The 18,498-nt window shown below is 71.6% G+C and carries 16 protein-coding genes; 12 read left to right on the top strand and 4 right to left on the bottom strand.

Annotation, left to right across the window (positions count from 1 at the left end; translation table 11 throughout):
* Positions 1–143: 143 nt before the first annotated feature.
* Entirely contained in the window at positions 144–464 is a 321-nt protein-coding gene (locus tag EDD93_RS13125; RefSeq protein ID WP_123525322.1) for a hypothetical protein, read from the top strand.
* A 108-nt stretch (positions 465–572) separates the two neighbouring features.
* Here the strand turns inward: EDD93_RS13125 and argS are convergent, their stop codons facing one another.
* Complete coding sequence (argS, locus tag EDD93_RS13130) at positions 573–2,345, bottom strand: arginine--tRNA ligase (RefSeq protein ID WP_123525323.1); 1,773 nt, start codon at positions 2,343–2,345, stop codon at positions 573–575.
* A 134-nt stretch (positions 2,346–2,479) separates the two neighbouring features.
* Between argS and lysS the strand changes: the two genes are divergently transcribed.
* On the top strand, positions 2,480–4,237 hold the full coding sequence (lysS, locus tag EDD93_RS13135; protein WP_185092490.1) for a lysine--tRNA ligase: 1,758 nt from the start codon (positions 2,480–2,482) through the stop codon (positions 4,235–4,237).
* A gap of 81 nt (positions 4,238–4,318) precedes the next feature.
* On the opposite strand, the gene EDD93_RS13140 is transcribed toward lysS, so the two are convergent.
* Positions 4,319–5,257 carry an ACP S-malonyltransferase gene (locus EDD93_RS13140; protein ID WP_123525324.1) on the bottom strand — a complete coding sequence of 313 codons (939 nt, stop codon included), beginning with the start codon at positions 5,255–5,257 and terminating at the stop codon, positions 4,319–4,321.
* A 337-nt stretch (positions 5,258–5,594) separates the two neighbouring features.
* Positions 5,595–6,644 (bottom strand): UbiA family prenyltransferase, encoded by a 1,050-nt coding sequence (locus EDD93_RS13145; RefSeq protein WP_123525325.1) that lies wholly within the window; start codon positions 6,642–6,644, stop codon positions 5,595–5,597.
* A gap of 226 nt (positions 6,645–6,870) precedes the next feature.
* Here EDD93_RS13145 and EDD93_RS13150 point away from each other — a divergent pair, with 226 nt between their 5' ends.
* The 3 genes from EDD93_RS13150 to EDD93_RS13160 all read left to right on the top strand — a co-directional run bounded on the left by EDD93_RS13150 (position 6,871) and on the right by EDD93_RS13160 (position 9,490).
* Complete coding sequence (locus tag EDD93_RS13150) at positions 6,871–7,659, top strand: 4'-phosphopantetheinyl transferase superfamily protein (protein WP_148083856.1); 789 nt, start codon at positions 6,871–6,873, stop codon at positions 7,657–7,659.
* A 267-nt stretch (positions 7,660–7,926) separates the two neighbouring features.
* Positions 7,927–8,832, top strand: a complete 906-nt coding sequence (locus EDD93_RS13155) for a sensor histidine kinase (protein WP_185092301.1) — start codon at positions 7,927–7,929, stop codon at positions 8,830–8,832.
* The gene (locus tag EDD93_RS13160; protein ID WP_260255712.1) at positions 8,816–9,490 is read left to right on the top strand and encodes a response regulator transcription factor; all 675 of its coding nucleotides are present in this window, start codon (positions 8,816–8,818) and stop codon (positions 9,488–9,490) included. Before EDD93_RS13155 ends, EDD93_RS13160 begins: the two co-directional genes overlap by 17 nt.
* A gap of 37 nt (positions 9,491–9,527) precedes the next feature.
* Here the strand turns inward: EDD93_RS13160 and EDD93_RS13165 are convergent, their stop codons facing one another.
* Positions 9,528–10,928, bottom strand: a complete 1,401-nt coding sequence (locus tag EDD93_RS13165; protein ID WP_123525328.1) for a PLP-dependent aminotransferase family protein — start codon at positions 10,926–10,928, stop codon at positions 9,528–9,530.
* A 107-nt stretch (positions 10,929–11,035) separates the two neighbouring features.
* Between EDD93_RS13165 and EDD93_RS13170 the strand changes: the two genes are divergently transcribed.
* From EDD93_RS13170 to EDD93_RS13200, 7 genes are read left to right on the top strand one after another with little or no spacing between them, the layout of a single operon-like run.
* Positions 11,036–12,376: a nucleotide sugar dehydrogenase gene (locus tag EDD93_RS13170; RefSeq protein WP_123525329.1), complete on the top strand. Its 1,341-nt coding sequence runs from the start codon at positions 11,036–11,038 to the stop codon at positions 12,374–12,376.
* Positions 12,376–13,443 carry an anthranilate phosphoribosyltransferase gene (trpD, locus tag EDD93_RS13175; protein ID WP_123525330.1) on the top strand — a complete coding sequence of 356 codons (1,068 nt, stop codon included), beginning with the start codon at positions 12,376–12,378 and terminating at the stop codon, positions 13,441–13,443. The genes EDD93_RS13170 and trpD overlap by 1 nt, the downstream gene beginning before the upstream one ends.
* The gene (locus tag EDD93_RS13180; protein WP_123525331.1) at positions 13,443–14,240 is read left to right on the top strand and encodes an indole-3-glycerol-phosphate synthase; all 798 of its coding nucleotides are present in this window, start codon (positions 13,443–13,445) and stop codon (positions 14,238–14,240) included. Before trpD ends, EDD93_RS13180 begins: the two co-directional genes overlap by 1 nt.
* Complete coding sequence (gene trpB / locus EDD93_RS13185) at positions 14,237–15,424, top strand: tryptophan synthase subunit beta (RefSeq protein ID WP_123525332.1); 1,188 nt, start codon at positions 14,237–14,239, stop codon at positions 15,422–15,424. Before EDD93_RS13180 ends, trpB begins: the two co-directional genes overlap by 4 nt.
* Positions 15,421–16,218, top strand: a complete 798-nt coding sequence (trpA, locus tag EDD93_RS13190; RefSeq protein ID WP_123525333.1) for a tryptophan synthase subunit alpha — start codon at positions 15,421–15,423, stop codon at positions 16,216–16,218. Before trpB ends, trpA begins: the two co-directional genes overlap by 4 nt.
* On the top strand, positions 16,215–17,375 hold the full coding sequence (locus EDD93_RS13195; RefSeq protein WP_123525334.1) for a DegT/DnrJ/EryC1/StrS aminotransferase family protein: 1,161 nt from the start codon (positions 16,215–16,217) through the stop codon (positions 17,373–17,375). Before trpA ends, EDD93_RS13195 begins: the two co-directional genes overlap by 4 nt.
* Positions 17,372–18,496, top strand: coding sequence for a DegT/DnrJ/EryC1/StrS aminotransferase family protein (locus tag EDD93_RS13200; protein ID WP_185092302.1), 1,125 nt, complete (start codon positions 17,372–17,374; stop codon positions 18,494–18,496). Before EDD93_RS13195 ends, EDD93_RS13200 begins: the two co-directional genes overlap by 4 nt.
* Positions 18,497–18,498 lie beyond the last annotated feature (2 nt).

Here is an 18,498-nt window from a genome sequence, read left to right on the forward strand (position 1 = left end):
CTCTCCCGGACTCGTTTCGTCCTGCCGGGGGCGGTATGACGCTTTCGGCCAGTTGGTCCGGGCGCTCTGGCGGATCGGTGCGGAGGACGATCAGGCTGAAATCGGACCGATCGCTTCTGCCTGATCCTCAGAGGAGACGAAACGTGCGTAGTCACCACCGAGTCGCGGCTGCCGTCGCAGCCCTCGCACTGGCCGGCGGGGGGCTGCTGGGCCTGGCCCCGGCCGCCGCCGCATCCCCGGCAGGGCTCTCCTGCAGCACCCCCAGACTCCTGACAGGGAGCGGGGGACACCACGGCGCCTCCGTCAGCTGTACGGGCGGGGCGTTCACCGAGTTCATCGACTGCTACAAGGCCGGCTACGGCACCTACCGGCACTTCGGCAACCGCGCGGTGTCCGGTGGGACCTCCACCACCTGGTGCGACATCGGCGCCGACGTCACGGGGGTGGGGGTCTCGCCCTCCTGAGAGATCACCGCGCCGGGGCCGTGCCCGGCCGGATGAGCGAAGGGCCGCCGACAGCACTCCGGGTCAGGAGGTGTCGGCGGCCCTTCGTCGGCAGGGAAAGCGTGGTGCTCAGAGCCGGTCGGGCGTCCGGATGCCGAGCAGCGCCATGCCCTGGTGAAGCGTGCGGGCGGTGATGTCGCAGAGGAACAGCCGGTTCTCCACGACCTCGGCCGGGTTCTCGTCGCTCAGGACGTGGCACTGGTCGTAGAACGTCGTGTAGTGCGAGGCCAGCTGGTAGAGGTACGCGGCCAGCTTGTGCGGCTCGTAGCCCGCCGCGACCTCGGCCAGGACCTCACCGAACTGGTCCAGATGCAGGCCCAGCGCCCGCTCGGCCGGGGCGAGAGCCAGCTCCGGGTGCGCGACCGGCTTCGCGTCGCCGGCGTTGCGCAGGATCGACCGGATACGCGCGTACGCGTACTGGAGGTAGACCGACGTGTCGCCGTGCAGCGCCACCATCTGGTCCAGGTCGAACTTGTAGTCCCGCACGGCGGAGGTCGACAGGTCGGCGTACTTCACGGCGCCGATGCCGACGTACCGGCCGTTCTCGAGGATCTCCTCCTCGGTCAGACCGACCTTCTCGGCCTTGCCCCGGACCACGGCCGTCGCCCGCTCGACCGCCTCGTCGAGCAGGTCCTCCAGCTTGACCGTGACACCCTCACGGGTCTTGAACGGCTTGCCGTCCTTGCCGAGGATCGTGCCGAACGCCAGCTGGTGCGCCTTGACGCCGTCGTTCAGCCAGCCGGCCCGCCGCGCCGTCTCGAAGACCATCTTGAAGTGCAGGGACTGCCGCACGTCCACCACGTACAGCAGGCTGTCCGCCTTGAGGTTCTGCACCCGGTCGCGGATCGCGGAGAGGTCGGTGGCCGCGTAGCCGTAGCCGCCGTTCGTCTTCTTGACGATCAGCGGTGTCGGGTTGCCGTCCGGGCCCTTCACATCGTCGAAGAAGACGCACAGCGCACCCTCGGAGCGGACGGCGACGCCCGTCTCCTCCAGGATCCGGCAGGTCTCCTCCAGCATGTCGTTGTAGCCGGACTCGCCGACGATGTCGGGGTCGCTGATCTCCATGTCGAGCTTGTCGAAGACCGAGTAGAAGTAGATCTTCGACTCGTCGACGAACCGCTGCCACATGGCGAGCGTCTCCGGCTCACCGGCCTGGAGCGCGACCACCCGGTCCCGCGAGCGGGCCTTGAACTCCTCGTCGGAGTCGAACAGGACCCGGGAGGCCTTGTAGAGCCGGTTCAGGGACGACATGGCGGCTTCGCCGTCCGCCTGCTCGCCCTCGTGGTCCAGCTGGTCGGGGTGCTCGATCAGGTACTGGATGAGCATGCCGAACTGGGTGCCCCAGTCGCCGATGTGGTGGCGCCGCACGACGGACTCGCCGGTGAACTCCAGGATCTGCACCATCGCGTCACCGATGACGGCGGACCGCAGGTGGCCGACGTGCATCTCCTTGGCCACGTTCGGCTGGGCGTAGTCGATGACGGTGGTGCCGGCCGCGCTGTTGTACGGCACGCCGAGCCGGCCCTCGTCGTCGGCGGCACGGGCGGCGAGCGTCTCGGTGATCGCCTTGTCGGAGAGCGTGATGTTCAGGAAGCCGGGTCCCGAGACCTCGATGTCCTTGATCAGGTCCGTCGCCGGGAGGGCGCCGGTGACCTGGGCGGCCACCTCGCGCGGGTTGCCCTTGAGCTTCTTGGCGAGGGCCAGGATGCCGTTGGCCTGGAAGTCGGCCCGGTCGCTTCGGCGCAGCAGCGGGTCCGCGGTACCGGCATCCGGCAGGGCTGCCGTCAGGGCGTCCGCCAGCTGCTGCTGGAGCGTGGAAGCGAGGGAATTGACCGAGGCCATCAGCTGGCTGCCGTTTCCGTAGGGGTACAGGGGATGGCCCCAAGTATCCCACGGTGTGCAAAGCCGTTTTCGCGCTGTGGGCGGCACCTGGGAGAATGGTCCGCGCCCCTATGAGTCCTACAAGAGAGAAGGACGTGCCGACCGTGGCTCAGAGTCAGAGCAGCACCGAGACCGACTGGGTCTCCCGCTTCGCGGACGAGGTCATCGCCGAATCGGAGCGTCGTGCGCCTGGCAAACCGGTCGTCGTCGCCTCCGGCCTCTCCCCGTCCGGCCCGATCCACCTGGGCAACCTGCGCGAGGTCATGACCCCGCACCTGGTCGCCGACGAGGTCCGCCGCCGCGGGCACACCGTGCGCCACCTGATCTCCTGGGACGACTACGACCGCTACCGCAAGGTGCCGAACGGTGTCCCGGGGGTCGACGAGTCCTGGGCCGAGCACATCGGCAAGCCGCTGACCTCGGTGCCCGCCCCGGCCGGCTCGGCGTACCCGAACTGGGCCGAGCACTTCAAGGCCGCCATGACGGCCTCGCTGGACGAGCTGGGCGTCGAGTACGACGGGATCAGCCAGACGGAGCAGTACCTGGCCGGTACGTACCGCGAGCAGATCCTGCACGCGATGCGCCACCGCGCCGACATCGACGCCGTCCTGGACCGCTACCGGACCAAGAAGGACCCGGCGGGCGGCAAGGGCGGCAAGAAGCCGCAGCAGAAGAAGGCGGACGAGGCCGAGCTGGCGGCCGAGGCCGGTTCCGGCGCGGCGAGCGAGGACGACGGCGGCGGCGGCTCGGCCGGCTACTTCCCGTACAAGCCCTACTGCGGCAACTGCGAGAAGGACCTGACCACGGTCACGTCGTACGACGACGAGAGCACCGAGCTGAACTACACCTGCTCGGCCTGCGGCTTCGCCGAGACGGTCCGGCTGAAGGAGTTCAACCGGGGCAAGCTGGTCTGGAAGGTCGACTGGCCGATGCGCTGGGCGTACGAGGGCGTGATCTTCGAGCCGAGCGGCGTCGACCACTCCTCGCCCGGCTCCTCGTTCGTCGTCGGCGGCCAGATCGTCCGCGAGATCTTCGACGGTACGCAGCCGATCGGCCCGATGTACGCCTTCGTCGGGATCTCCGGCATGGCGAAGATGTCCTCCTCCAAGGGCGGCGTGCCGACCCCGGCCGACGCGCTGAAGATCATGGAGGCGCCGCTGCTGCGCTGGCTGTACGCGCGCCGCAGGCCCAACCAGTCCTTCAAGATCGCCTTCGACCAGGAGATCCAGCGGCTCTACGACGAGTGGGACGCGCTGGAGCGCAAGGTCGCCGACGGCTCGGTGCTGCCGGCCGACGCCGCCGCGCACACCCGCGCGATCGGGACGGCCGCCGGTGAGCTGCCCCGCACCCCGCACCCGCTGCCGTACCGCACCCTCGCCTCGGTGGCCGACATCACCGCCGGGGCCGAGGACCAGACGCTGCGCATCCTCAGCGAGCTCGACCCGCAGGACCCGCTGACCTCGCTGGACGAGGCCAGGCCCCGGCTGGACCGGGCGGAGAACTGGATCACCACCCAGGTCCCGGCCGAGGCCCGCACCATCGTCCGCGACGAGCCGGACAAGGAGCTGCTCGGCTCGCTCGACGACCAGGGCCGCGAATCGCTGCGGCTGCTGGTGGAGGGTCTCGACTCGCACTGGTCGCTGGACGGGCTGACCACGCTCGTCTACGGCGTGCCGAAGACGCTGGCCGGCCTGGAGCCGGACGCCAAGCCGACGCCCGAGCTGAAGATCGCGCAGCGGTCGTTCTTCGCGCTGCTGTACCGGCTGCTCGTCGGCCGGGACACCGGGCCGCGCCTGCCCACGCTGCTGCTCGCGGTCGGGGCCGACCGGGTGCGCAGGCTGCTCGGCGCCTGAGGGCCGGACGACGCGAAGGGCCGCTCCCCGGTGCGGGGAGCGGCCCTTCGCGTCGCGCGTCCGGGCGGGCCCGGACGCTTCTCAGGCCGCGGGGACCAGGGAGGTGCGCGGGTCCGAGAACGTGTCGCGCGGCACCCGGGGGACGGTGGCCTTGGCCAGGCCTGTCAGGGTCCGGCCGGGGCCGATCTCCATGAGGCGGTCGCAGGCCAGTTCGGCGGTGAGCGTGTGGAGCGTGTCCGACCAGCGCACCGGCGCCGTGAGCTGGCGGCGCAGCAGCTCCGCCCAGTGCGGGCCGCCCCGGTAGGCGCGGGCGTCCACGTTGGCGACGACCGCGGAGTGGCCCGGCATGAAGCGGGCCGTGGCCAGGGCCGCCGCGAAGGGCTCGACCGCCCCGGCCATCAGCGGGGTGTGGAAGGCGCCGTCGACCGTGAGCGCCACCACCTTCACCGCCCCGGCCCGCAGCAGCGCCGACGAGCAGCGCTCCACGTCGGCCGCCCGGCCCGCGATGACCGTCTGCTGGGGGGAGTTGAGGTTGGCCGGCCACACCTGGCCGCCCGCCGCGTGGACCTCGTCGACGACCTCCTGGACCCGGTCCGTGTCCAGGCCGAGGACCGCGGCCATGGTGCCGGCGGTGCGTTCGCAGGCCGTCCGCATCGCGTCGCCGCGCGCCATGATCAGGCGCACCGCGTCCTGCGGGTCCAGGATTCCGGCGGCGACGAGCGCGGAGTACTCGCCCAGGCTGTGTCCGGCGCACGCGCCGGGGAAGGTGGCCAGCGGGTGCTGGCGGCGCAGTTCCGTCATGGCGACCAGCGCCAGGGTGAAGGTGGTCAGCTGGGCGTTGTCGGTACGCCGCAGCGTCGCCGTGTCGGCGTCCAGCAGCAGGGTCTCGATGTCGCGGCCCGCGGCCTCGGAGACCTCCGCCACCACTGACCAGCCGGGGGTGTGGGTCCAGGGCAGGCCCATACCGGGACGCTGGGCTCCCTGGCCGGGGAAAGTAAGTGCCAGTCGGGTGCTCGTCATCGTCTTCCGTCTCCTTCCTGCGGCCGGGGGCGTTGTGCTGACACACGGTGAGGGGCGCGTTCCGCTCCACCGTTACGCGAGTATTTCTCCACCTGTGTCAGCGAGACTTTCATTCCCGGATGCCGCGGTCCGGACCGCATTTTTGCGATCCGTTGCTTTTCTCCGGTGATGAAACCACCTCAACCACCGCGTACGGGCGGTACGTTGCACTTGAGTGGTGGGTGAATGTGCCTTTGGAACGGGGGCGGTGTTCCTTTGTGTTTCCGTGCCTGTTCAGGGAGTTGAACGAAAGGCCGGGGCGGCCGCTCGAAGCCGCTGACCGGCGGCGACGCGCCGCTCAGGCAATGGCCTGGGCCAGCAGCGCCAGATGCGCGCAGTGCTGCGTGACCATGAAGTAGCGGTAGGGGCGCCGCCGTTCGTGGCGGCTGTCGGTGGCCCGGCCCGCGAGGGTCACGACGGACAGTGCGATCGCGCCCGCCAGGACCACGCAGGCGGTCGGCAGCTGCTCCGGTGCCCAGAGCAGCGCTCCGGCGGTGAAGCCGCCGCCCACGGTGCACGCGCCCACCGTGACCAGGACGCGGGTGCGCCGTTCGCCCAGCGCGACCGCCCACGTCCGGCGGCCCGCCGCCGCGTCGCCGGCGATGTCGGAGAAGTCCTTGGCCACCGCGCCGACCAGCGCCATCCACAGGGACATGGCGAGGGCGGTCAGCAGCAGCGCCGGGGACTGGGGCGGGACACCGAGGGTGAGCGGACCGGCGGCGTAGGTGAGCAGCCCGGACACGAAGACCACGCCCATCACGGCCGGCGTCCGGTTCTTCCAGGCGGTGCGCGGCGAGGAGTAGGCGTGCCCCAGGAGCAGCATGGCCGTGCACAGCACCAGCGGGCCGGGGCCGGCGCACGCGGCGGTCAGCAGGGCGCCGGCGGCCGAGCAGCGGGCCACGGTCAGTGCGGTGCGGCGGGACAGCCGGCCGCTCGCTATCGGCCGGGCCGAGCCGTTGACCCGGTCCTCCCGGTAGTCCATGCACCCGTTGTAGAGGTACGTGTAGAAGATGGCGCCGAACCATGCCACGGAACCGAATACCGCCTGGATCACCGACCGGCCGGTGAGGGCGGGGCCCGATGCGATCGCCAGAGCTATTCCGGCGAAATAGCGGAGCTGAAAGGCCGCCAGAACGACGGGGCGAGATTCTTCGAAGCAGAGCAGCAGAAGCCGGTGGATTCGGGCGATCCGGCTGATCGGAGGAATTCGAGGAGTCCGGGGAGTTCGCGGAATTCGGTGCTTCGGGACACTGGGTGCAGTCACAGGCAGTGGCCGTATCGTCGCCGTAGGCATGTCCAGGAGCCTAGGCATTCGCAGTGCGCCCTGACTGTTCCGCAAATGAGCCATGGCTACCACTAAAGTGGCATGCAATACCGGCGGGTCGGATTCCGAATAATCCCAGGTCCCGCACCCCGCGCCCCGGTGTCCCGCTCTCCCGGGCCGGGCCCGGCCCGCACCCCTCTGGTACGCCGGACCACCGCCGAAGTGGACCCCCCGGCCGCCCCCCGCCCGCGCTTCGCTGGTGAGCGGCGGGCGCCGTCCTTTCCGGCACTCCGCTTCCCGTTAAGGGCCGTTGGCAGCCCTGGTCCGTTTCCGACCCCGGGAAGCCGTCATGCATACCCTTACGCCCCTGTCCTTGAGCCCGGCTGAAGCGGTGCTTGCGCCGGGCGAGATCCATGTCTGGTCCGTCCCCCTGGACCGGGTCCCGCCTGATGGTGCGGACACCGTTCTCGACCTGGCCGAACGTGCCCGCGCGGCGCGGATCCGGCACCCCGTGGCGCGCTGGCGCTACCGGCACGCGCATCTCGCGCTGCGCAACGTTCTCGCCGGGTATCTCGGCGTGCCCGCCGACCTGCCCCGCTTCGCCCGCCGCTGCCCCGAGCCGGAGGTGTGCGGCGACTGCGGCCGCGGCCGGCCCGTGCTCGTGGACGGGCCCTGGCCGGACCTCGGGTTCAGCCTGTCGCATTCCGGGGCGGCCGCCCTGGTGGGTGTGACGGGGCCGCCGGGACTGGTGGGGGTGGACGTCGAGCGGGTCCGTCCGGTGTTCGACTGGCGCCGGGTGCCCGAGGTGGGAAAAACAGACCGGATCAGTGGATTCCGCATGTGGACCGCGATCGAGGCGGTGGGCAAAGCGGCCGGAACCGGACTGCGGACCCCGGTCTCGGTCGGCGAGCCCGGTGCGGGCGGGCTGCGGCGCGCGCGCCGTTCGGGAGATCCGGGTGACTGGTACGTCCACGAGGTGGACTGCCCCGACGGATACGTCGGATCGGTCGCAACGGCGTTGCCGGACGTCGTGGTAAGCGCATTCTCATGGCCACTGGAAGTGGGAGTCCGAGATGTGGGACGCGTGGAGCCGTGTTGACATTCTGTAACCGTACGATGATGATCCGAGGGTCGGTTTCTGGTGAGGGTGGGGGCTCTTTTAGTGATGCATTCAGGATTTATTGAATCCGACACAGCCGAACAACTCCTGGGTCGGACACCCGCATTACTGTCCGACTACCGGAGCCGGCTGCAAGAGATCAAAAGCCCCCTGGTAGCAAATGACGGTGCCTGGCATGCGTGCGCGCTGCAGGCCGAGCGGATCATCCGGGACTGTGCGGACAGCCTGCAGCACGGCCGGGCCGATGTGCGCGACACCCTGATTCAGCAGGTCGCGGGGCTGGGGGTGCAGCGCGCCACCCAGGGCATCGACGCCGTGCACTCCATCCGTGCCGGACTGATTCTTTTCGACATCGTCTTCGACGCGCTCGGCCTGGCGATCGTGAACTCGCCCTCGGGGTTCGGCGGTTTCCAGGCCGGGGTGCGTACCTTGCAGCGGGGGATCGGCAGACGGCTGGAAGCCGGCGCGCTCGGCCACGACACCTATCTGCTGAACACCGTGCGGGAGGTCAACGCTGCCACCCAACGGCAGCTCGCCCGCGAGATCCACGACCACCTCGGCAATCATGTGAGCCTGGCCCTGCGCCGGATAGAACTGCACGAACTGACCTGGGAATCCCGCCCGGACGAGGTCGCCGCCCGGATCGGTGCCGTCAAGGACACCCTCACCGAGTCGCTCGGGATCATCCGTGACCTGGTCACCCAGCTGCGCCGGGCCGACCGCGAGGGCACGCTGGAATCGGCGTTCACCGCGTTCCTGGAGTCGATGGAGATCACCCCCTCCAAGGTGCGGATCCAGGTCAACGGCAGCGAGGAGTGGGCCCCGCAGGACGTGCTCGACGAGGTGTTCCTCGTGGTGCGGGAGTGTCTGCGCAACTCCCTGGCGCACGCCGAGGCCGAGCACGTGCTCGCCGCGATCGACATCGCCCCGTACAAACTGCAGGCCCTGATCGAGGACGACGGCTGCGGCTTCGACGTCTCGGCGGTCGCCGTGGCGGGCAAGGCCAACGGCATCGCCTCGGCCACCGAACGGGTCGAACTGCTCGGCGGAACGATCCTGTTCACCAGCGCCCCCGATGCCGTCGGCACCAGGGTCACGATCACGATCCCCCTGATGGACCTGCCAGGTGATTCCGTTGAACGCGCGACCTGAAGTGATCCGCATCCTCGCGGCCGACGACCACACGCTGCTGCGCACAGCGCTGGCCGAACTGCTCAACGCGGAGGACGATCTGCAGGTCGTGGCCGAGGCGAGCAGCGGGCGGGGCCTCGTCGAGCTGGTGGAGCGCCACCAGCCGCACGTGGTGCTGCTCGACGTGGAAATGCCGGACCACCACCCCAGGGCGGCGGTACGCGGCCTCCTGGAGCGTTTTCCGTCGCTGCGGATCATCATCCTGACCATGTACGACGACCAGCCGCTCGTGCACGAACTGCTGCAACTGGGCGCCCGCGGCTATCTGCACAAGAGCGTGTCGCGTGCGGCGCTGCTGAGCGCGGTGCGCAACGCCGCCCGGGAGGACGACCAGATCACCATCCTGGTGCCGCGCTCGGGCTACACCTCGGGCGGCTACCAGACGCAGGAGCAGGACGCCGGGCCGGTCTCGCCGCGCGAGCGCGAGGTGCTGACGTGCGTCGCGGAGGCCATGAGCAACCGGCAGATCGCGGCCAGGCTCGGCATCACCGAGGGCACCGTCAAGCGTCATCTGCGCAATATCTTCGACAAGTTGGAAGCGGTCTCGCGCATAGACGCGGTGAACAAGGCGCTGGCGCAGAAGCTGATCGCCGCCCCGCGCGGCCGCTCGATGCGCTGACGAGCTCGTCGGGGCGTGGCCGCAGTTCCGGCCGTGTTCAGCCCCGGGCGGCTTCCCGGTAGGCGGCGCCGATCGCCTCCACGGCGTCCGAGATGCCCGTGAGGGGCAGCGAGCCGTAGCCCAGGAGCAGTCCCGGTGCGCCCGGCATCCCGCTGAACCGGAACTGCCGGCCGCTGCGGACCAGCACCGAGCGGCGCTGGGCACCGTGCACCACGGCCGCCTCGTCCGTGCCGGGGGGCAGTACGGCGTAGCTGTGCAGGCCGGCCGCGCAGCCGATGAGCCGGGCCTCCGGCAGGGACTCGTGGACGGCCGCCGCCAGCGCCTCGCGGCGGGAGCGGTAGCGGGAGCGGACCCGGCGCAGGTGCCGGTCCAGCAGTCCGCTGCGCATCAGCTCGGCGAAGGCCAGCTGGGTGAGGGTGTCGGAGCCCTGGTCCTGGCGGGAGCGGACCCGTTCCATCAGCGGGTACAGCTTCGGGGGTATCGCCAGCCAGCCCAGCCGCAGCCCCGGTACCAGGACCTTGCTGGTGGTGCCCGCGTACACCACCCGTTCCGGGTCGCCCTCCTGGAGGGCGGTGGGCCGGGCCCCCCGGTCGAACCAGAACTCGCCGTCGTAGTCGTCCTCGATGATCCAGCCGTCCCGGGCCCGCGCCCAGGCCAGCAGCTGCTGCCGGCGCTCCGGCGACATCATGACGCCGGTCGGGAACTGGTGGGCGGGGGTGACCAGGACCGCGCGGGCGCCCGAGCGGTCCAGGGCCTCGACGATCAGGCCCTCCTCGTCCACCGGCACCCCGACCGGGGTTATCCCGGTGTCCAGGATGAACCGGCGCTGCCCGTTGTGGCCCGGCTCCTCGATGGCCAGTTCATGGATGCCCAGGCGCTGCAGGGAGTCGGCCAGCAGCGCCAGACCCTGCGCGAAGCCCGCGGTGACCATCACCTGGCCCGGCTCGGTGTGCACCGAGCGCACCCGGCCCAGATAGGCGGAGAGTTCATTGCGCAACTCCGCGATTCCGGCGACCGGCGGGTAGTCCATCCCTTCCCGGCCGACATTCTGCAGCACCTTCGTATAGGAGTTGAGCCACTCCTGGCGCGGGAAATTCGACAGGTTCGCGATGCCGACCCGGAGATCCCAGCGGGCACTTGTGGCCGGACGGGAATCCAGCAGCGAGGTGTCGCCCGCGCTCTCCGGCAGCTTCCGGGCCACATGCGTGCCCGAGCCGCGGACCGCGTCCAGGTACCCCTCGGCGATCAGCTGCTCGTAGGCCTCGACCACCACACTGCGCGAAAGCCCCAGGTCCAGGGCGAGTTGACGACTCGAGGGCAAGCGTGACCCGGGGTGCAGCACCCGGTCCTCGACCCGGCTCTTGATGGCGTTCTGGAGCTGTGCGGTGAGCGGTACAGCCGAGTCTCGGTCCACTTGGACCGACAGGTACCAGGCCATCTGGTCTGCTCCGTCTCCCCCGCAGTGGTCTGGGTGGTCCCCCTGGCCCACTGGCCTAATGGATCACGCCAACGGCCTTTATTTATAGCACTCAGAGGGAGAATCCCATGGCTGCAATGACTGGCGTAATCGCTCCCGCGATTCACGGGCGGGACGGCGCACAGGTCTTCGACGAGAAGATCGGGAGCCGTACCCTGCGCGTGGGAATCGTCGGACTCGGCTACACCGGTCTCCCGCTCGGTCTCGGTTTCGCCACGGCGGGCCTTCCGGTCCGCGGGCTGGACACGGACGCGGAGCGGGTCGACCGGGTGGCGCGCGGCAGTTCCTATCTGCCGGATGTGAGCGATGCCGAACTCGCTTCGGTCAGCCGCAAGTTGAGCGCCACCACCGAGCCGGGCGAGCTGGCCGGCTCGGACGTGCTGATCGTCTGCGTCCCGACCCCGGTCACCGGTGACCAGCAGGCCAACCTGGATTACGTCAACTCCGCGATGGACTCGGTGGCGCCGCTGCTGCGCCGGGGGACGCTGCTGATCCTCCAGTCCACCGTCCCGCCGGGCACCACCGCCGCCGCCGCGGCCGCCCTCGCGGACGCCACCGGCCTCGAGCCGGGCACCGACTTCCACATGGCGATGGCCCCGGAGCGGGTCGACCCCGCCAACACCGGCGGCTGGAACCTGGCCAACACCCCGAAGGTGGTGGGCGGTCTCACCGAGGAGTGCACCCGCCGCGCGGCCGCCCTGTTCGGGCTGGTCTGCGAGACGGTGGTGCCGGTCTCGCGCACCGAGGTCGCGGAGCTGTCGAAGGTCTTCGAGAACACCTTCCGGCTGGTCAACATCAGCCTCACGCTGGAACTCTCCGACCTGTGCCGGCAGCTCGAGATACCGGTCCGCGAGGTGATCGACGCCGCCTCCACCAAGCCCTACGGATTCCTTCCGCACTACCCGGGGCCCGGAGTGGGCGGCGAGTGCATCCCCGTCGACCCGCTGTTCCTGCGCGAGGCCGCCGACCGGCTCGGCACCGACATGAAGCTGGTGGCCGCCGCGTTCGAGCGGGTGGAGCAGCGCCCCGGCCAGGTCGTGGACCGGCTGGCCGAGCTGATCGGCGCCCGCGGCTCCGCGCTGAGCGGCGCCAAGGTCCTCGTGGTCGGCGTCAGTTACAAGTCCGGCGTCGCGGACCTGCGCAACGCCCCCGCCCTCGACGTCATCCGGGGGCTGCGCTCCGCCGGGGCCACCGTCTCCTACCACGACCCGCTCGTCCCGGACCTCGTCGTGGACGGGCAGCCGGTCGCGGCGGCCGAGTGGGCGGTGACGGAGCTCGCGCAGCTGGACGCCGCGGTACTGGTCACCGCCGTCCCCGGGCTCGAGCAGGACCTCCTGTGGGGCATCCCGCCGATCGTCCTGGACACCCACAACAAGCTTGAGGCGGCCAGCAATGTGGCGGTGCTGTGATGGCAGCCACCCTGCTCGGCGGCCGTGCGCTCCCCGCCGTCACCAGGGACGCGGTCGCGGGCCGGACGGTGTCCTCCGAGGCGGCCCGGGAGGCGGTCGCGGAGCTGCTGGACGAGACGACGGGCGAGGTGGAGGCCGCGGCCTTCCTGACCGCGGTCGCGGTCGGCGGGGCCACCCCGGTCCTGGTGGCGGCGGCGGTGCGGGCGGTGCTCGCGGTGGCCAGGCCGGTCGGCTGGACGGGACCGGCGGTCGATGTGGTCGGCACCGGTGGTGACGGCAGCGGCTCGGTCAACATCTCCACCCTGGCCGCGCTGGTCGCCGCCTCGGCCGGGGCGACCGTAGCCAAGGCCGGCAACCGGGCGGCGACCTCCTCCTGCGGCAGCGCCGACCTGCTGGAGGCCCTGGGCATCGACCTCGACCCCGGGGAGCGCATCGGGGAGCTGCTGGCCGGCCACCGGTTCGCGTTCCTCTTCACCCCCGCGCTCCACCCGGCGCTGCGCAGGCTGGCCCCGGTCCGCCGCCGGCTCGGCTTCCGCACCCTGTTCAACCTGTCGGGGCCGCTCGCCAACCCCGTACCCCTGACCGGCCGGCTCATCGGCACCGCGACCCGGCAGGACCAGGAGGTCCTGGCACAGGCCGCCGCCCTGCTCGGCTACCGGCGCACCTGGGTCATCCAGGGCTACGACGGGATGGACGAGCTGACCACCTCGGGCCCCGCCCGGGTGCTCCAGGCGGACGGCGGCGAACTCACCGAGTCCACCGTCGACCCCGCCGGGCTGCCCCTGCGCCCGGCGGGCCGCGCCGAGCTGGCCGGCGGTGACCCGGCACGCAACGCCGTCCTCGCCCGCCAGGTCCTGGCCGGCACGGCGCCCCGCCCGCTGCTCGACACGGTGCTGCTGAACGCGGCGGCCGTCCTCCAGCTCGCCGGACAGGCACCGGACCTGCCGTCCGCGCTCACCCTCGCCCGCGACGCCGTAGAGCGGGGAGCACCGGCCGAACTGGCCGTCCGGCTCGCCGCGCCGCACGCCCGCCCCGCCCGCACCACGATCACCCGGGAGAGCCTCTGATGGCCACGCACCTCGATGAGATAGTCGCCGCCAAACGCGCCGCCTGGAGCGGCCCGGCGGCAGCCGACGCGGCCGCCCGAGGCCGCCGCAAGGCCGCCGTACCCGGCCGGTTCGCCGCCGCACTGGGCGGTCCCGAGATCTCGGTCATCGCCGAGATCAAGCCGAAGTCCCCGTCCAAGGGACAGCTCCTGGACCCCGGACAGGCCGTCCCCACCGCCAGGAAGTACATCGACGGAGGCGCCTCGGCCATCTCCGTACTCGGTGACACGCCCTTCTTCGGCGGCTCGCCGGAGCTGGTCCGTACCGTCGCGGAGCACCCGGACGTCACCGTGCCCGTCCTGTTCAAGGACTTCATGGTCGACATCCGGCAGCTGACGCTCGCCCACGACAGCGGCGCCGACGGCGTCCTGATCATCGCCCGCGCCGTCGGCGACGCCCTGCTGACCGACCTGGTGCAGACCGCGCACGGTCTCGGCCTCGACGCACTGGTGGAGACCTTCACCCAGGACGAGGTGGACCGGGCGCTCGGCTCCGGGGCCCGCATCATCGGCATCAACAACCGGGATCTGCAGACCTTCTCGGTCGACCTGGACAACTCGGCCAGGCTCCGCCGCGACATCCCGCGCGGCGTACTGACCGTCAGCGAGAGCGGCCTTCGCGGCCGGCCCGACATCGAACGCATCGCGGCGCACGGCTTCGACGCCGCGCTCATCGGTGAATCCCTGCTCAGCAGCCCCGACCCCGCCGCCCAGCTGCGGTCCTTCACCGGGGTCCCCATTCTGGAGGTGGCCTCGTGAACGGCCGATTCGGCGAGTACGGCGGACAGTTCGTCGCGGAGACCCTGGTGGGCCCGCTGCAGGAGCTGGAGGAGGAGTACCAGAAGGCCCTGGTCGACCCGGAGTTCAACGCGGAGCTCGACAAGCTGCTCAAGATGTTCGTCGGGCGGCCCACCCCGATCACCGAGCTGCACCGGCTCGGCGTCACCGAGAACGGCGTCAAGCTGTGGCTCAAGCGGGAGGACCTCACCCACACCGGCGCCCACAAGATCAACAACTCGGTCGGGCAGGCGCTCCTCGCCCGCCGCCTGGGCAAGAAGCAGATCATCGCGGAGACCGGCGCCGGCCAGCACGGCGTGGCCGTGGCCGCAGCCTGCGCCTACCTCGGCCTCGAGGCCACCATCTACATGGGCCGGGTCGACGCCGAGCGCCAGGCACCCAACGTGCAGCGGATGGAGCTGCTCGGCGCCCGCGTCGTGCTGGTCGACCTCGGCACGGCGACCCTGAAGGACGCCATCAACGCCGCGATCCGCGAGTGGATCGCCCGCCCCGACACCACGCACTACCTGCTCGGCTCGGTCGTCGGCCCGCACCCCTTCCCCACCATCGTGCGCAACTTCCAGTCGGTCATCGGCCGCGAGGCCCGCGCCCAGTTCCTGGAGGAGAACGACCGGCTGCCCGACGCGGTCGTGGCCTGCGTCGGCGGCGGCTCCAACGCGGCCGGCATGTTCAGCGCCTTCCTCGACGACCCGGTCCGCCTCGTCGGCGTACAGGCCGCAGGCGAGGGCAAGGGCGGTCAGGGCGGCCACGCGGCCCCGCTGCTCTACGGCGACCCGGGCGTCCTGCAGGGCACCCGCACCTACCTGCTCCAGGACGACGACGGGCAGATCCAGCTCACCCACTCCATCGCACCCGGCCTCGACTACGCGGGCGTCGGCCCCGAGCACTCGCACTACAAGGACACCGGGAAGGTCGAGTACATCTCCGCCTCCGACGACGAGGCGCTGGACGCGTTCGCCGCGCTCAGCTCGCAGGAGGGCATCCTCCCGGCCCTGGAGTCCGCCCACGCGGTGGCCGGCGCTCTGAAGGTGGCCCGCCAGTCCGCACCCGGCAGCACCGTCCTCGTCAACCTCTCCGGCCGGGGTGACAAGGACCTCACCTCCGCCATGGCCGCCCTGAAGCAGCGTGAGGAGACCGCCCGATGAAACGCCTCGAACAGACCTTCACCGACAACCGGACCAAGGACGAGACCACCCTCGTCGCCTACCTCACCTCCGGCTACCCGCACCTCGGCGAGACCGTCGGCCTGATCTCCGCAGCGGTGGACGCCGGCGCCGACGTGATCGAGCTCGGGGTCCCGTTCTCCGACCCGCTCGGCGACGGCCCGGTCATCCAGGCCACCGGGCAGGCCGCCCTGGACACCGGCACCACCACGGCCGCCACCCTCGACGTCGTCGCCGAGGCGCGCGCCGCGGGAGTCGAGGCGCCGATCGTGCTGATGGGCTACTGCAACCCGTTCCTGCGCTACGGCCTGACGCAGCTGTACGACGACGCCAGGTCGGCCGGCGCCGACGGATTCGTCGTCCCCGACCTGCCGGTCGGCGAGGGCGCCGAGTGGCTGGCCCAGGCCGAGGCGGCCGAGCTCGGCCAGACCTTCTTCACCGCGCCCGGCAGCTCGCCGGAGCGGATGGCCGCCTCCGCCGCCGCCTCCCGGGGCTTCCTCTACGTCCTCGCGGCGAACGGCGTCACCGGGGTCCGCTCCGAGCTCGACCCCGGCATCGACGCCTACCTGGAGCGGGTGCGCGCGGCCGGCGACACCCCGATGGCCGTCGGGTTCGGCATCTCCCGCCCGGACCACGTGGCCGCGCTGCACGGCAAGACGGACGGCGTGATCGTGGGCAGCGCGCTGCTCCAGGCGATCGGCGCCGCCCGGGACGCGGCCGGCCGCCGCCGGGCCGTCACCGGGCTGATCTCCTCCCTGAAGGCGGCCACCCGATGAGTGACGCCACCGCCATCCCCTTCTTCAGCGGCGCCGCCTCCGTCCGCCGCGACTGGCCCCGGCTGGAGGCCCGCATCCGCGAGGTCGCCGCCTCCGGCCGGTTCACCTCCGGCCCGGTCACCGCCGAACTGGAGACGGCGATCGCCGCCCGCACCGGCGCCCGGCACGCGGTGGCCGTCGCCAACGGGACCGACGCCCTGGTGATCCTGCTCCGGGCGGCGGGCATCGGCCCCGGCGACGAGGTGATCGTCCCCGCGTACACCTTCTTCGCGACCGCCTCGGCCGTCCTGCACGTGGGCGCCGAACCGGTGCTGGTGGACGTGCTGCCCGGCAGCTACGCGATGGACCCCCGGCGCGCCGAGGACGCGATCACCGAGCGGACCAGGGCGATCATGCCGGTGCACCTGTTCTCGCAGATGGCCGACATGGAGGTGCTGAAGGACCTGGCCGACCGCCACGGACTGATCCTCCTGGAGGACAGCGCCGAGGGCATCGACATGTGGGCCGGCGGGGTGCACGCGGGTCTGTGGGGCAGCGGTGGCGTCCTCTCCTTCTTCCCCACCAAGACGCTGGGCTCGCTCGGCGACGCGGGGATGCTGCTCACGGACGACGACGGCATCGCCGCCGCGGCCCGGCGGCTGCGCCTGCACGGCCAGGGCACGGACGGCGCGTACGACACGGACGGCGCCTACGTCTACCAGGAGCTCGGCTACAACAGCCGCTGCGACGAACTGCACGCCGCGTTCCTGCTGCACCGCCTGGAACGGCTCAGCGAGGAGACGGAGCGGCGCGCCGGGCTGGCCGCCCGCTACGACCGGCTGCTGGCCCCGCTGGCCGGCACCGTCGACACCCCCTGGATGGCCCCCGCCAAGACCCCGAGCAACCAGGTCTACTACGTCTACCTCATCGAGTGCGACCGCCGGGACGAGCTGGCCGCGTACCTGGAGGCGAACGGCGTCGGCACCGAGGCGTACTACCCGCGCCCGCTCACCGACCAGCCGCTGCTGGCCCCGCTGCCGGGCTCCCGCCACCCCGTCCCGGTCGCCTCGGCCGCCGCGGGCCGGGCCCTGGGGCTGCCGATGTACCCCGACCTCACCGACGAGCAGGCCGACCGCGTCGCCGCCCTGATCCACGCCTTCTACGGAGCCGCATCGTGACCACCGCCATCCCGTACTTCGACTGGCCCGCCCGCTCGGCCGACTGGGCCGACGACATCGTGGAGGTCTTCCGAGAGGTCGCCGAGAGCGATGAGTTCATCCTCAAGTCCCGGGTCGAGCGCCTGGAGTCGGAGATCGCCGGACGCACCGGAGCGGCCCACGCCATCGCCGTGGCCAGCGGCACCGGAGCGCTGAGCGTGATCCTGGCCGCGCTCGGCCTCGGGGACGGCGACGAGGTGGTCACCCCCGCGTTCTCCTTCGTCTCCACCGCCTCCACCGTCGCGCTGCGCGGCGCCCGCCCGGTCTTCGCGGACGTCGACCACGAGACCGGCCTGCTCGACCCGGCCGCCGCCGAGGCCGCCGTCACCGAACGCACCAGGGCGCTGCTGCCGGCCTACCTGTTCTCCGGCTCCCCGGAGATGGGCGCCTTCGCCGAGCTCGCCGCCCGGCGCGGACTCCACCTGGTCGAGGACAGTGCGATCGCGCTCGGCGCCACCGTCGACGGCAGGCCCGCAGGCCGCCACGGGCACGCCGGGGTGTACTCCTTCTTCCCGGCGAAGCCCGCCGGCGGCATCGGGGACGCCGGGATGATCGTCACCGACGACCCCGAACTCGCCCGCACCGCACGGATGCTCCGCAACCACGGCCAGCCGGCCGGCAAGCGCTTCTACCACGAGCTGCTCGGCTTCAACTGCCGGATGGACGAGCTCACCGCAGGCTTCCTGCTGCGCAAACTCCCGCACCTGGACCGGCTGCTGGAGCGGCGCCGCGAGATCGCCGCGATCTACGAGGAGGGACTGCGCCCGCTGGGCCCGGCGCTGCTGCCGCCGCCGGCCGGCTTCCAGGACCGCGCCGTCTACACCTACGTCGTACGCGCCCAGCAGCGCGACGAGCTGCGCGCCCAGCTGGCGAAGGAGGGCATCGAGACCGCCGTCTACTACCCGCGCCCGCTGCACCTCCAGCCCGCGTTCGCGTATCTCGGCCACGGACCCGGCGACTTCCCCGTCGCCGAGCAGCTGTCCCGCGAGTCCCTCGCGCTGCCGCTGCACCCGGACATGGCACCGGGCGCGGCCGAGCGGGTCGTGGCAGCCGTCAGCCGCTTCTGCGCTGCGGGGAGGTGAAC

Origin of the sequence: Streptomyces sp. 840.1 (assembly GCF_003751445.1) — a bacterium.
In the GTDB taxonomy this organism is placed as follows: Bacteria; Actinomycetota; Actinomycetes; order Streptomycetales; family Streptomycetaceae; genus Streptomyces.

Bases quoted from the DNA above. Each gene is read 5' to 3' on its own strand.
- EDD93_RS13195 (WP_123525334.1), top strand. From the start codon at position 16,215: ATGAGTGACGCCACCGCCATCCCCTTCTTCAGCGGCGCCGCCTCCGTC.
- EDD93_RS13180 (WP_123525331.1), top strand. From the start codon at position 13,443: ATGGCCACGCACCTCGATGAGATAGTCGCCGCCAAACGCGCCGCCTGG.
- EDD93_RS13145 (WP_123525325.1), bottom strand. From the start codon at position 6,644: ATGGCTCATTTGCGGAACAGTCAGGGCGCACTGCGAATGCCTAGGCTC.
- EDD93_RS13165 (WP_123525328.1), bottom strand. From the start codon at position 10,928: ATGGCCTGGTACCTGTCGGTCCAAGTGGACCGAGACTCGGCTGTACCG.
- argS (WP_123525323.1), bottom strand. From the start codon at position 2,345: ATGGCCTCGGTCAATTCCCTCGCTTCCACGCTCCAGCAGCAGCTGGCG.
- EDD93_RS13170 (WP_123525329.1), top strand. From the start codon at position 11,036: ATGGCTGCAATGACTGGCGTAATCGCTCCCGCGATTCACGGGCGGGAC.
- trpD (WP_123525330.1), top strand. From the start codon at position 12,376: ATGGCAGCCACCCTGCTCGGCGGCCGTGCGCTCCCCGCCGTCACCAGG.
- EDD93_RS13140 (WP_123525324.1), bottom strand. From the start codon at position 5,257: ATGACGAGCACCCGACTGGCACTTACTTTCCCCGGCCAGGGAGCCCAG.
- trpA (WP_123525333.1), top strand. From the start codon at position 15,421: ATGAAACGCCTCGAACAGACCTTCACCGACAACCGGACCAAGGACGAG.